This is a genomic window from Stenotrophomonas sp. FSL W7-1447 (assembly GCF_037966425.1).
In the GTDB taxonomy this organism is placed as follows: Bacteria; Pseudomonadota; Gammaproteobacteria; order Xanthomonadales; family Xanthomonadaceae; genus Stenotrophomonas; species Stenotrophomonas pavanii.
The window spans coordinates 561,569-574,048 of record NZ_CP150199.1; the positions used below are offsets into that span (position 1 = coordinate 561,569).

Below are 12,480 nucleotides of genomic sequence, written 5' to 3' on the forward strand. Positions count from 1 at the left end.
GGGGTGTTTCAGCCCGCCACACCGGCTTCGGCACCGCCACGCTGCAGCGGATCGGGCCAGGACTCGCCCGTGCCGACGAACGAAAGTGAGACGGAGTTCAGGCAGTGGCGCTCGTAGGTGGGCGGCGGACCGTCCGGGAACACGTGGCCCAGGTGGCTGCCGCAGCGGGCGCAGGTGATCTCGGTGCGCACCATGCCATGGCTGGTATCGCGGATCTCGCGCACGTGCGCCGGGTCGAACGGGGCGAAGAAGCTGGGCCAGCCGGTGCCGGAATCGAACTTGGTGCTGGAGCGGAACAGCGGCAGCGCACACAGCCGGCAGCAGTAGACGCCCTCGCGCTTGTTGTCGAGGAACACGCCGCAGAAGGGCGCCTCGGTACCGTGCTGCAGCAGCACGCGGCGCTCTTCGCTGCTGAGGCCGGCGACCAGCGCCTCGGTCTGGGTGGCAGTAGGGGGCGTCAGGTCGAAGGCAGTCATGCCGGCTCTCCGTGGGGTCGATGGCCTGGGATGCCGGACAACGTGGGGGTCGTGGCGCGCGCTTGCAAGTGTGATGGCCGTTCATGGGCGGCACACAGGCGCGGGCGCAAGGTGACTGCGATCCACGCCGGAGCGTGCCATGAAACCGACCCTTCCCCTGCTGTTGATCGCCCTGATGCCGGCACTGGCGCAGGCCCAGGTGCCCACGGCCGACCCGACCGCCACCCGCAGCGCGACCCGCGTGGCCCCGCCGCCGGTGGCGCCCCCGCCACAAGCGGCCCGGCCGCAGCCGCAGGTGCTGCCGTCGCCGCAGCCCACGCAGCCGATCAAGTCCACCGGTCCGGCCCATGTCGCGCCTGCCCCGGCGCCGAAGCCGGTCGACAAGGTCTATGACCGCAACGGCCGCATCGTGCCCGGGGTCCGCCCCGCGGGCCCGAACCGCGTGTTCGATTCGCGCACCGGTCGTTATTACGACAGCGTGCCGGCCGGCGATGGCCAGCAGATCAAGCGCTGACGCGGCCGCAGGCCCGGCGGGCGGACGCGGTGGCCTGAACGCACGAAAACAACGGTCTGCCAATCACTGCTTTTTCGCCTGCGATTAACCGCTGCCGGACCACCGTGGCCGTGCGCCGGCATTCCGCCGACGCATGTCCTTCGTCCACTGGATCGCGATCATGAAAAACCAGCAGAACCGTCATCCCGGCAAGGAACCGCAGGGCCGCAACCCGCAGCAGCAACAGCAGCAGCAACAGCAGATGGAGCCGCAGCAGCACAAGGGCGGCAAGCCGCAGGAACAGCGCTCGCAGAAGCATCCGCAGCAGCGCTGACTGTCGCCATGACCGGGGTCAGGGCCCGCTGCGCGGGATCCGACCCCTTGCCAGCTGACGACCGGGGTCGGATCCCGCGCAGCGGGCTCTGACCCCATCCGGTTCCCAGCTTCAATCCGGAATCGGCAGGCTCAGCGTCTCTTTCACTTCTTCCATCACGATGTAGCTCTTCGATTCCCGTACATGCGGCAGCGTCAGCAACGTGCTGCCCAGCAGCTTGCGGTAGGAGGCCATCTCGCTGATCCGCGCCTTCAGCAGGTAATCGAAGTCGCCCGACACCAGGTGGCACTCCAGCACGTTGGGAAGCTTCAGCGCCGCGCGCCGGAACTCCTCGAAGATGTCCCCGGACTTGTAGGCCAGGCTGATCTCCACGAACACCAGCAGGCTGGCCTTCACTGCCGCCGGGTCGAGGTGGGCGTGGTAGCCGGTGATCACCCCTTCGCGCTCGAGCCGGCGCACGCGCTCGGTGCACGGGGTGGTCGACAGGCCGACCCGTTCACCCAGTTCGGTGAAGGAAATACGGCCCTCGGCCTGCAGGATGCGCAGGATCTTGCGGTCGATCTTGTCCAGTTCGCGGGTCCGGGGGGCCATGGCCGTCAACCTCGGGGAATGAATTGCAGGAGAACATCCTGCCGGTTGATTGTAAATCAGGCAAATCGACTGGTATTGCCTGTCTATACTTCCCCAATTATGATCCCCGCGCGCTCTGGTGCAGGGAATGATCGGGTTGGAGAATTCCCATGCGAGTCCTAGTTCTCGGCAGCGGCGTGATCGGCACCACCAGTGCCTGGTACCTGCGACAGGCCGGGTTTGAAGTCACGGTGATCGACCGCCAGCCCGGCCCGGCGCTGGAGACCAGCTTTGCCAATGCCGGCCAGCTGTCGTTCGGCTACACCTCGCCCTGGGCGGCCCCCGGCGTGCCGAAGAAGGCGATCGGCTGGCTGTTCGAGAAGCACGCGCCGCTGGCGATCAAGCCGGGCATGGACCTGGCCCAGTACCGCTGGCTGTTGCAGATGCTGCGCAACTGCACGCATGAGCGCTATGCGATCAACAAGGCGCGCATGGTGCGCATGTCCGAATACAGCCGCGACTGCCTGAACGAACTGCGCGCGCAGATCGGCATCGAATTCGAAGGCCGCGACCTGGGTACCACCCAGCTGTTCCGTACCCAGCAGCAGCTGGACGCGTCGGCGCAGGACATCGAGATCCTGGCCCAGTACGGCGTGCCGTACGAGGTGCTGGACCGCGCCGGCATCATCCAGGCCGAACCGGCCCTGGCCCATGTCGACGGCCTGGTCGGCGCACTGCGCCTGCCACGTGACCAGACCGGCGACTGCCAGCTGTTCACCCGCCGCCTGGCGCAGATGTGCGTGGATGCCGGCGTCGAATTCCGCTTCGACCAGGACATCACCGGCCTGGAGTTTGAGGGCGACCGCATCATCGGCGTGCGCATCGACGGCAAGCGGGAAACCGCCGACCGCTTCGTGGTCGCGCTCGGCAGCTACTCGCCGGCGCTGGTGGCACCGCTGGGCATGCGCCTGCCGGTGTACCCGCTGAAGGGCTATTCGCTGACCCTGCCGATCACCGACCCGGCGATGGCGCCGACCTCGACCATCCTCGACGAGAGTTACAAGGTGGCGGTGACCCGCTTCGACGACCGCATCCGCGTCGGTGGCATGGCCGAAGTGGCCGGTTTCGACCTGTCGCTGTCGCAGCGCCGCCGCGAAACCCTGGAGCTGGTGGTCAGCGACCTCTACCCGAAGGGCGGTGACCTGTCGCGCGCGCAGTTCTGGACCGGCCTGCGCCCGGCCACGCCCGATGGCACGCCGGTGATCGGCGCCACGCCGTTCCGCAATCTCTACCTCAACACCGGCCACGGCACGCTGGGCTGGACCATGGCCTGTGGCTCGGGCCGCTACCTGGCCGACCTGATGAGCGCGCGCCAGCCGCAGATCAGCACCGAAGGTCTGGATATTTTCCGCTACGGCCAGTACGGTCACGCGCCGCAACACGAGAACCGCACATGCGTCCTGCCCGCGCGCTGATCGATCTGGGCGCCCTGCGCAGCAACTACCGGTTTGCCCGTGAACTGGGAGGTGGCAAGGCGCTGGCGATCATCAAGGCTGATGCTTATGGGCATGGCGCAGTGCGCTGTGCGCAGGCGCTGGAAGGCGAGGCCGATGGCTTCGGCGTGGCCACCATCGAAGAAGCGCTGGAGCTGCGCCAGGCCGGCATCCGAGCACCGATCCTGCTGCTGGAAGGCATCTTCGAGCCCAGCGACATGGCATTGGTGGCCGAACACGATTTCTGGTTCGCCGTCGGTTCGCCGTGGCAGGTGGAGGCGCTGGCCGCCTTCGCCAGCCCGCGCCCGCTGACGGTGTGGCTGAAGCTGGACAGCGGCATGCATCGCCTGGGCCTGGACGTGGACAGCTTCCGCGCCGCGCATGCACGCCTGTCGACGCTGCCGCAGGTCGAACGCATCGTGTTGATGACCCACCTGGCGCGCGCCGACGAGCTGGACAGCGAACGCACCCATGAACAGGCCGCGACCTTCGCCCGCGCCATCGATGGCCTACCTGGCGAGACCAGCGTATGCAATTCGCCGGCACTGCTGGGCTGGCCGGATATACGCAGCGACTGGGTGCGCCCGGGCCTGATGCTGTACGGCGCCAACCCGCTGCCGGACGACACCGCGTTGACCGAGCGCCTGCGCCCGGTGATGACGATGCAGTCGAAGGTGATTGCCGAACGCTGGATCGAAGCCGGCGAGCCGGTGGGGTATGGCGCGCGCTTCGTGGCCAAGGCGCGCACCCGCGTGGGTGTGGTCGCGCTCGGCTATGCCGACGGTTATCCGCAGTTCGCCCCGAATGGCACCCCGGTGCTGATCGACGGCCAGCCCGGTGTGCTGATCGGGCGCGTGTCGATGGACATGCTGACGGTGGACCTGACCGCGCACGCGCAGGCCGGCGTCGGCAGCGTGGTGGAACTGTGGGGCGCTGCGCCGACGCTGTCGGAACTGGCGCCGCGCTGTGGCGTGAGTGCCTACCAGCTGCCGTGCGCGGTCAAGCGTGTGGCGCGGGTGTACCAGGAGTGACGTAATGCCGGCCAGCGGCCGGCACGACCAAGACCAGGGCTGGCGCCGGGCCATGCCCGGCGGTTGCCCATCATCGTGCAGCGGTAGCCCGCGTGCTCAGCTCGCGCTTCACCCAGTCGTCGATCAGGCGCTTCTCGTAGCGCAGCGGATCGCTGTCGCTCTTCAGCCCCAGGTTGTGCAGGTAGCCGGTGTCGCTGAGCTTGGCTTCGCCCTCATCGACGATGCGGCCGCTGGCGTCCTTCAGCGTGTACTGCAGGGTGATCCGCGGCGGATAGATGTCGCGCATGATCCGGATGTCGCTGCCCCGCGGGCCGTGCCAGGGCTCGTAGTCGCCCGCGCGCTTGATGTCGACCAGGGTCACGTCCAGGGTCTGCCCAGGCTGCAGCGGCTTGGCTGCAGTGGCCTGCACGTAGCTGGCCAGCTGCTGCACCCAGTTGCCGCGTTCGGCTTCGAAGCGGTTGGTGCTCTGGCGGATCTCGGTGAATGTGGCCGGATCGTCCCATTTCACGCTGACCGGGCCGTTGGCCTGCAGCGCACGGGGCGCGTCCGGATCGGTGACGGCGCGCGGCGCGGCGTTCGCGCTGCCGGCCATGAGGGCGCCTGCCAGCAGCAGGGCAGTGGCCAATGAGCAGTTCATGACGGTCTCCTGCGTCCCATCAATGGGGACGATGCGGTTCTCGGAGCGAGTGTGATCCCGCATTCCGGTGGCCGCAACGGCCGATTGCGACATACGCAAGAGCGGTTGCCGCCAATTCATCGTCGTCAACCATGACTGACGGCGCTTGACGCTGTGAATACGCCCTTTGGAAGATGCTGTGTCTCCAACCCGGCCCGTCCAGACGCCCTTGTCCACACTGCCGCCCCTAGTGGAGCGCCCACCGATGATGGTGCCGGCGCCCGAACCCGACCTGCATCATGGCGTGCTTGAACGCATCAACGCCGGTTTCTGCGTGATCCAGGTGCTGTTCGAGGGCGACCGTGCGGTCGACTATCGCTTCATCGAGGTCAACGACGCGTTCGAACGCCACACCGGCCTGAAGGACGCGCGTGGCCAGCGCATGACTGCGCTGGAACCCAACCATGAGCAGGACTGGTTCCGCATCTATGGCGAGGTCGCACGCAGCGGCCGCCCCGCCCAGTTCGAGATGGAAGCGCGTGCGCTGGGTCGTTCGTTCGCGGTCGACGCGGTGCGCGTGGGCCGGCCGGGCGAGGACAAGGTCGGCATCCTGTTCTTCGACATCACCGCGCGCAAGCAGATGGAAGTGGAGCTGGGCGAGAGCGAAGCGCGCTTCAGCGCGCTGGCCGACGGCCTGCCGATGCCGGTGTGGGTGCTCGATGAGCGTGGGCACGCCCGTTTCGTCAACAGCGCTTTCAGCGAGTTCTTCGGCGGCGACGAGACGCGCGTTCCGGAAGACGTCTGGCGTGGCCTGGTGCATCCGGACGACGCCTCGGTGTTCGAATACGAACTCCAGGAGGCGTTGAAGGCGCAGCGCTCGATGCACGCGCTGGTGCGTGCGCGGCGTGCCGATGGCCAATGGCGCTGGCTGGAGATGAACGCCCGCCCGCGCTTCTCGCGCATGGGCCGCTTCATCGGCCTGGCCGGCAGCAGCCCGGACGTGACCGAACGCCGCGAGATCGAGCTGGCCCGCGAGGAGCTGTTGCAGTCCGAGCGGGCCGCACGCAGTGCTGCGGAAAACATGGCGCGGCTGAAGGATGAGTTCCTGGCCACGCTGTCGCATGAACTGCGTACGCCGCTGACCACCATTCTTGGCTGGAGCGAACTGCTGCTGCAGCGCGTGGACGACACCAGTCCGCTGTACAAGGGCCTGAACGTGATCGCCAACAGCGCCGGCGCGCAGAAGCGGCTGATCTCGGACATGCTCGACCTCAGCAGCATGCTGCTGGGCAAGGTGCAGCTGGAGGTGGAAGTGCTGGACCTGCGCACCGTGCTTGGCGAAGCCATTGGTGCGCAGGAACTGGTCGCCGAAGGCAAGGCACTGGACGTGCACCTGCAGCTGCCCGAGCAGCCCAGCCTGGTGCTGGGTGATGCCACGCGCCTGCAGCAGGTGTTCTGGAACCTGCTCTCCAACGCCATCAAGTTCACCCCGGCCGAAGGCCGCATCGACCTGCAGCTGCAGGCCGACGGCAATCACTGGGTGATCACCGTGCGCGACACCGGCGACGGCATCGCGCCTGAGTTCCTCAATCATCTGTTCAGCCGCTTCCGCCAGGCCGACGGCACCACCACGCGCCGCCACGGCGGGCTGGGGCTGGGCCTGGCGATCGTGCAGCAGCTGGTGGAACTGCACGGCGGCACGGTCACGGCGGCCAGCGAAGGGCATGGCCTCGGTGCCACGTTCACCGTGCGCCTGCCACAGCACCTTCCCGATGCCGAGCGGCGGCCACTGCGCGAAGTCATCAGCGGGCCGATCCTGGAGCCGGTGATCGTCGAACCGTATCCGCTGCGCGGCATGCACGTGCTGGCGGTGGAAGACCAGCCGGAAGTGCTGGAATACCTGCGCCGCATGCTGGAAGAGCAGGGCGCCAGCGTGTCCGCGGCCAGCTCGGCCGGCGAGGCGTTGGCGCTGCTGGCCGACACCGGCCATCTGCAGTACCACGTGCTGCTGACCGACATCGGCATGCCGGGCATGGATGGCTATGGCCTGGTGCGCACGCTGCGCGAGGACATGGGCGTGGATGCGGCGACCTTGCCTGCGGTGGCGGTGACTGCACTGGCGCGTGCCGACGACCGCCGCCGCGCGCTGGCATCGGGCTTCCAGGAGCATGTGGCCAAGCCGTACTCGGTAGCGCAGCTGGTGGCTGCCGTGCGCAAGGTGCAGGTGCCACGCGCGGACAACGCGCTGCACTGAGCATTCACGGACGATCGGCGATCCTGCAGCCAGGAGGTCGCCGATGTCCCGCATAGCTCCCCGTATCCATACCGATCCGGCGCAGATCGCGCGCCTGGAAGCCCTGCTGCCGCAGCTCGACGGCGAGACGCAGGTGGAACTGATCCTGCAGGACGGCCGTCGCCTGCTCGGCACCGTCGCGGTGAGGCCGACGGTGCAGCAGTATCGCAACGAAGCCGGCGATGAAGGCAGCAACGGACAGTTGCGCCTGGATGACTACGACACGCCGGTGCAGCAGCACCATGTGTGGCTGGACGAGATTGCCAGCATCCGCAGGTTGCCGCCGAGGGTCTGACGGCCGCCTGCCGGGCCCATCCACGCATGGCGTGGATCTACCAGAGGTTGCAGTAGAGCCACGCCATGCGTGGCTGCTGGGCTCAGTGCTCGAACAAGGTCGGCGTCGCTTCGAACCGGCGCGCGTAGGCGCGTTCTTCCGCCACCCGGGCTACCTCGTCATCGGCCAGGTCCGGCGCGCCATACACCGCATAGGCCACGCTGCCGTCGGCCCCATGGCCGACCTGGTGCAGGCGGTAGCGCGAGTGGCCGCCGCCGGTGTCTTCGGGGTAATGCACGGGCGGATGGCTGCCTTCCAGGTCCATTTCACTGTTGTCGACCACGCCACCGACGAACAAGGCTCGCATGCAGGTTCTCCTGGGTTCCGGGGGAGCCTCTACCCTGAACGTTTCAATGTTGCTGGCAGATCAAGGCCCCGTTCGGGTTTCGCAAAGCGCCCTGGGCGGGGCTGCCTGGCCGAGCCGGTACAATGGTCGGCCCTCACGCTTGAAGTACCCCGCGCCGATGGCCTCCAGCGACGACGCCCCCCTGCAGACCCTGCTCCTGCCGTTCTCCCAAGGCGCCCTGCGCTGGCCGGAGGGCCCGGTGGCCTTCCTGCGTGCCCGCGACGGCTGGCCGCTGCGCGAAGTGGCCGGCCACCGCGAGCTGCACTGCGAACAGAGCTTTGCCCCGTTCGCGCAGCCGCTGCAGCAGGCCGCCGGCTGGACCGTCAGTGGCCAGCTGGAGGATGGGGCCGGCAAGGGCCGCTACCCGCTGGTGCTGGTGCTGCCGCCGCGCCAGCGCGAAGAAGCCCGTGCGCTGTTCGCCCGCGCGCTGGCGCTGGTCGCCGAAGGGGGCCGCATCGTCGCCTGCCAGTCCAACAACGAAGGCGCACGCTCCGGCGAGGGTGACCTCAAGCAGCTGACCGGCCTCGGCGGCAGCCTGACCAAGAACCATTGCCGCGTGTACTGGACCGCCCCGATGCAGGGCCAGCACGATGCCGACCTGGCCAAGCGCTGGTCGGCGCTGGATGCGGTGCGCCCGATCGTCGGTGGCCGTTTCCTCAGCCGCCCGGGCGTGTTCGCCTGGGATCGCATCGACCCGGCGTCCGCGCTGTTGGCCGAGCACCTGCCGGCCGACCTGGCCGGGCGTGCTGCCGACCTCGGCGCGGGCTATGGCTACCTGTCGCGCGAGCTGCTGGAGCGTTGCCCGAAGATCACCGCGCTGGACCTGTACGAGGCCGAGCAGCGCGCGCTGGCGCTGGGCGAACTGAACCTGGCGCCGCCACCGCGCGCGCTGCCGCTGCGCTTCCTGTGGCGCGACGTCACCGTCGGCATCGAGCCGGGCTACGACGTCATCATCAGCAATCCACCGTTCCATACGCCCTCGCGTGCCGACCGCCCGGACATCGGCCAGCGCTTCATCGCCGTGGCCGCGCAGGCGCTGCGCCCGGGTGGGCGCCTGTACGTGGTAGCCAACCGCCACCTGCCGTACGAGCACACCCTCAACGACAGTTTCGGTGCGGTGCGCGTGTTCGCCGAGCGCGACGGGTTCAAGCTGGTCGAAGCGGTGAAGGGGAAGGGCAAGTGAAGCTGGTCAAGCACATCGCCAACCTGGGCTATGGCAGCCGCAAGCAGGTGCAGTGGCTGTTCCGCGAAGGCCGCATCACCGACGCCGACGGCGAGGTGTTGTACGCCGACGACCAGGTGCCGCATGAGGCCATCCGGGTCGATGGCGAGCCGCTGGATCCGCCCGTGGGCCTGTCGATCGCGCTGCACAAGCCGGCCGGCTACACCTGCTCGACCAAGGACACCGGTCGCCTGATCTACGACCTGCTGCCGCCGCGCTTCCGCGACCGCGACCCGGTGCTGTCCACGGTGGGCCGCCTCGACCGCGAGACCAGTGGCCTGCTGCTGCTGACCGATGATGGTGGCCTGCTGCACCGGATCATCTCGCCGAAATCGAAGCTGCCCAAGGTCTACGAGGTTGAGTTGAGCGACGACCTGCGCGGTGATGAAGTGGCGCTGTTCGCCAGCGGCACGCTGATGCTGGAGTCCGAGAAGACGCCCCTGCTGCCGGCTGAACTCGAAGTTCTGGATGTGCGTCGCGCGCGCCTGGTGCTGCACGAAGGTCGTTACCATCAGGTACGCCGCATGTTCGCCGCCACCGGCAACCACGTGCAGGCCCTGCACCGCAGCCGCGTCGGCGGGCTGGACCTGCAGGGGCTGGACGAAGGGCAATGGCGGCAGCTCACCCCTACCGACCTGGATACGCTGTTCGCTCCATGACCCCCATCGCTGCGCTGCCGTTTCTTCCCGACGCCGTCATCTTCGACATGGACGGCCTGATGATCGACAGCGAGCGTGTCTCGCTGGCCTGCTGGGGCCAGGCCGCCGATGAATTCGGGCTGGGCCTGGACGAGGCAGTGTTCCTGCGCATGGTCGGCCTCGGCGACCGCGATTCGCACGCGCTGCTGCGCGCGCAGGGCATCGAGGACAGCGTGATCGATGCGGTGGCCGCACGTTGCCACGACCTGTATGAGGCACGTACGCAGACCGGGTTGCCGCTGCGTCCGGGTATCCTGGAACTGCTGGAGCTGCTGAAGGCACATGCGATCCCGAGTGCGGTGGCCACCACCACGCGGCAGCCGCGGGCCGGCCGCAAGCTGGCCGCTGCCGGCCTGCTGCCGTATTTCGATGCGGTGATCACCAGTGGCGACGTGGCGCGGCCGAAGCCGGCGCCGGACATCTACCTGCTGGCCGCGCAGCGGCTGGGCCAGGCGCCCGAACGTTGCCTGGCGCTGGAAGATTCACCGGCCGGCACGCGCGCTGCACTGGCGGCGGGAATGACCGTGATCCAGGTGCCGGACCTGGTACACCCGGATGAAGATCTGCGCGCACTGGGCCACCGCATCGTCGGCTCGCTGGTGGATGCGCACGCGTTGCTGCTGCCGTTGCTGCCGAGGTAACGGTGGGTGCCGTCCGCCTCTGACGGTGGGTGCCGACCGCTGGTCGGCACGCCTGCCCCATCACACCCGACCGAACACCAGCGCCGCGTTGGTGCCACCAAAGCCGAAGCTGTTGGACATCACCGTGTCCAGCTTCTGTGCGCGGCTCTCGCGCAGGATCGGGAAATCCACCACCTTCGGGTCCAGCTCGGCGATGTTGGCCGAACCGGCCACGAAGCCGTCGCGCATCATCAGCAGGCAGTAGATCGCCTCGTGCACGCTGGCCGCACCCAGTGAATGGCCGGACAGCGCCTTGGTCGAGGACAGCGGCGGCACCGCCTCGCCGAATACTTCGCGGATCGCGTTGAGCTCGGTGACATCGCCCAGCGGGGTCGAGGTGCCGTGGGTGTTGAGGTAGTCCAGCGGGCGGTCGACGCCCTGCAGTGCCATCTTCATGCAGCGCACGGCGCCTTCACCGGAGGGCGCCACCATGTCGGCGCCATCGGAGGTCACGCCATAGCCGATCAGCTCGGCATGGATGCGCGCGCCGCGTGCGACGGCGTGGTCGTAGTCCTCCAGCACCAGCATGCCGCCGCCACCGGCGATGACGAAGCCGTCGCGGTCCTTGTCGTACGGGCGCGAGGCGCTGGCCGGAGCGTCGTTGAAGCTGGTCGACAGCGCGCCCATCGCGTCGAACATCACGCTCATGGACCAGTGCAGGTCTTCGCCACCACCGGCGAACATGATGTCCTGCGCACCGTGGCGGATCATGTCCGCGGCGGCGCCGATGCAGTGCGCCGAGGTCGCGCAGGCGGCCGACAGCGAGTAGCTGACGCCCTTGATCTGGTAGGCCGTGGCCAGGCAGGCCGAGACCGTCGAGCACATCGTGCGCGGCACCATGTACGGGCCGACCTTGCGCACGCCCCGTTCGCGCAGCAGGTCGACGGCACCGATCTGCCATTCGCTGGAGCCGCCACCGGAGCCGGCAATCAGGCCGGTACGCAGGTGGCTGACCTGCTCGGCGCTGAGCCCGGCGTCGGCGATGGCATCGCGCATGGACAGGTAGGCGAAGGCCGCCGCATCGCTCATGAAGCGCTTCTGCTTGCGGTCGATCAGTGCGTCCAGGTCGAGGTCGACACGGCCGCCGACCTGGCTGCGCAGCCCGGCCTCGGCGTGGTCGGCCAGTTGGGTGATACCCGAGCGCCCTTCGCGCAGCGCGGACGATACGGTATCCAGATCATTGCCGAGGCAGGACGTGATGCCCATGCCGGTGATGACGACGCGACGCATCAGAAGCTCCCGGTTTCAGTGAACAGGCCGACGCGCAGGTCGCGCGCGCTGTAGATTTCGCGGTCATCCACGTACATGCGGGCGTCCGACTGGGCCATCACCAGCTTGCGGTTGATGACCCGGCTGATGTCGATCTCGTAGCGCACCCGCTTGGCGTCCGGCAGTACCTGGCCGGTGAACTTCACTTCGCCGCAGCCCAGTGCGCGGCCCTTGCCGGGGGCACCCAGCCAGGTCAGGAAGAAGCCGGTCAGCTGCCACATGGCATCCAGGCCGAGGCAGCCGGGCATCACCGGGTCGCCGATGAAGTGGCAGCCGAAGAACCACAGGTCCGGGCGGATATCCAGCTCGGCGCGTACCATGCCCTTGCCGTGCGGTCCGCCGTCCTCGTGGATGTCGGTGATGCGGTCGAACATCAGCATCGGATCGTTGGGCAAACGGCCGGCGGCGGTGCCGAACAGTTCACCGCGTGCGCTGGCCAGCAGCTGTTCGCGGTTGAACGCGTGGAGACGGGTCATGAAGCACAATCCTGGAAGCGGGGAAACGGGGAAACAAGTTCTCGAGGATGCCCGTGGAAACTGTGCCGATCAAACATTTCAACCGTACGCAACCGTAGAGTTTTCAAGGGAATACGCGCATCCTGTTGATGTGCAACGACCATACTTCG

At 68.0% G+C, this 12,480-nt stretch carries 15 protein-coding genes; 9 read left to right on the forward strand and 6 right to left on the reverse strand.

The window, feature by feature from the left end; translation table 11 throughout:
• Positions 1–8: 8 nt before the first annotated feature.
• Positions 9–476, reverse strand: coding sequence for a peptide-methionine (R)-S-oxide reductase MsrB (gene msrB / locus NSQ78_RS02570; protein ID WP_064237567.1), 468 nt, complete (start codon positions 474–476; stop codon positions 9–11).
• A gap of 139 nt (positions 477–615) precedes the next feature.
• Here msrB and NSQ78_RS02575 point away from each other — a divergent pair, with 139 nt between their 5' ends.
• Complete coding sequence (locus NSQ78_RS02575; RefSeq protein WP_064237568.1) at positions 616–990, forward strand: hypothetical protein; 375 nt, start codon at positions 616–618, stop codon at positions 988–990.
• Positions 991–1,123: 133 nt separating this feature from the next.
• A complete protein-coding gene (locus tag NSQ78_RS02580) occupies positions 1,124–1,303 on the forward strand; it encodes a hypothetical protein (RefSeq protein WP_053462060.1) in 180 nt (59 codons plus the stop codon).
• 111 nt (positions 1,304–1,414) lie between these two features.
• Here NSQ78_RS02580 and NSQ78_RS02585 read toward each other — a convergent pair whose 3' ends face one another.
• Positions 1,415–1,894 (reverse strand): winged helix-turn-helix transcriptional regulator, encoded by a 480-nt coding sequence (locus NSQ78_RS02585; RefSeq protein WP_049464533.1) that lies wholly within the window; start codon positions 1,892–1,894, stop codon positions 1,415–1,417.
• Positions 1,895–2,043: 149 nt separating this feature from the next.
• On the opposite strand from NSQ78_RS02585, the gene NSQ78_RS02590 reads away from it, so the two are divergent.
• On the forward strand, positions 2,044–3,348 hold the full coding sequence (locus tag NSQ78_RS02590; RefSeq protein WP_064237569.1) for a D-amino acid dehydrogenase: 1,305 nt from the start codon (positions 2,044–2,046) through the stop codon (positions 3,346–3,348).
• A complete protein-coding gene (alr, locus tag NSQ78_RS02595) occupies positions 3,327–4,397 on the forward strand; it encodes an alanine racemase (protein ID WP_064237570.1) in 1,071 nt (356 codons plus the stop codon). The genes NSQ78_RS02590 and alr overlap by 22 nt, the downstream gene beginning before the upstream one ends.
• A gap of 70 nt (positions 4,398–4,467) precedes the next feature.
• On the opposite strand, the gene NSQ78_RS02600 is transcribed toward alr, so the two are convergent.
• A complete protein-coding gene (locus NSQ78_RS02600; RefSeq protein WP_064237571.1) occupies positions 4,468–5,034 on the reverse strand; it encodes a DUF3016 domain-containing protein in 567 nt (188 codons plus the stop codon).
• A 244-nt stretch (positions 5,035–5,278) separates the two neighbouring features.
• Here NSQ78_RS02600 and NSQ78_RS02605 point away from each other — a divergent pair, with 244 nt between their 5' ends.
• Together NSQ78_RS02605 and NSQ78_RS02610 are read left to right on the forward strand one after the other, a co-directional pair.
• Positions 5,279–7,267: an ATP-binding protein gene (locus NSQ78_RS02605; RefSeq protein WP_057494275.1), complete on the forward strand. Its 1,989-nt coding sequence runs from the start codon at positions 5,279–5,281 to the stop codon at positions 7,265–7,267.
• Between the two features lie 43 nt (positions 7,268–7,310).
• A complete protein-coding gene (locus NSQ78_RS02610) occupies positions 7,311–7,601 on the forward strand; it encodes a DUF3247 family protein (protein ID WP_053462065.1) in 291 nt (96 codons plus the stop codon).
• 82 nt (positions 7,602–7,683) lie between these two features.
• On the opposite strand, the gene NSQ78_RS02615 is transcribed toward NSQ78_RS02610, so the two are convergent.
• Entirely contained in the window at positions 7,684–7,947 is a 264-nt protein-coding gene (locus NSQ78_RS02615) for a hypothetical protein (RefSeq protein WP_005407925.1), read from the reverse strand.
• 157 nt (positions 7,948–8,104) lie between these two features.
• On the opposite strand from NSQ78_RS02615, the gene NSQ78_RS02620 reads away from it, so the two are divergent.
• Genes NSQ78_RS02620 through NSQ78_RS02630 form a run of 3 tightly spaced genes read left to right on the forward strand, consistent with a single transcriptional unit; the run spans position 8,105 to position 10,547 of the window.
• Positions 8,105–9,169, forward strand: a complete 1,065-nt coding sequence (locus NSQ78_RS02620) for a class I SAM-dependent methyltransferase (protein ID WP_064237572.1) — start codon at positions 8,105–8,107, stop codon at positions 9,167–9,169.
• Positions 9,166–9,867 carry a pseudouridine synthase gene (locus tag NSQ78_RS02625; protein WP_049464521.1) on the forward strand — a complete coding sequence of 234 codons (702 nt, stop codon included), beginning with the start codon at positions 9,166–9,168 and terminating at the stop codon, positions 9,865–9,867. The genes NSQ78_RS02620 and NSQ78_RS02625 overlap by 4 nt, the downstream gene beginning before the upstream one ends.
• A complete protein-coding gene (locus NSQ78_RS02630) occupies positions 9,864–10,547 on the forward strand; it encodes an HAD family phosphatase (protein ID WP_064237573.1) in 684 nt (227 codons plus the stop codon). Before NSQ78_RS02625 ends, NSQ78_RS02630 begins: the two co-directional genes overlap by 4 nt.
• Positions 10,548–10,607: 60 nt before the next feature.
• Here the strand turns inward: NSQ78_RS02630 and fabB are convergent, their stop codons facing one another.
• Positions 10,608–11,816: a beta-ketoacyl-ACP synthase I gene (gene fabB / locus NSQ78_RS02635; protein ID WP_064237574.1), complete on the reverse strand. Its 1,209-nt coding sequence runs from the start codon at positions 11,814–11,816 to the stop codon at positions 10,608–10,610.
• Positions 11,816–12,331 carry a 3-hydroxyacyl-[acyl-carrier-protein] dehydratase FabA gene (gene fabA, locus NSQ78_RS02640; RefSeq protein WP_049464516.1) on the reverse strand — a complete coding sequence of 172 codons (516 nt, stop codon included), beginning with the start codon at positions 12,329–12,331 and terminating at the stop codon, positions 11,816–11,818. Before fabA ends, fabB begins: the two co-directional genes overlap by 1 nt.
• Positions 12,332–12,480: the final 149 nt, after the last annotated feature.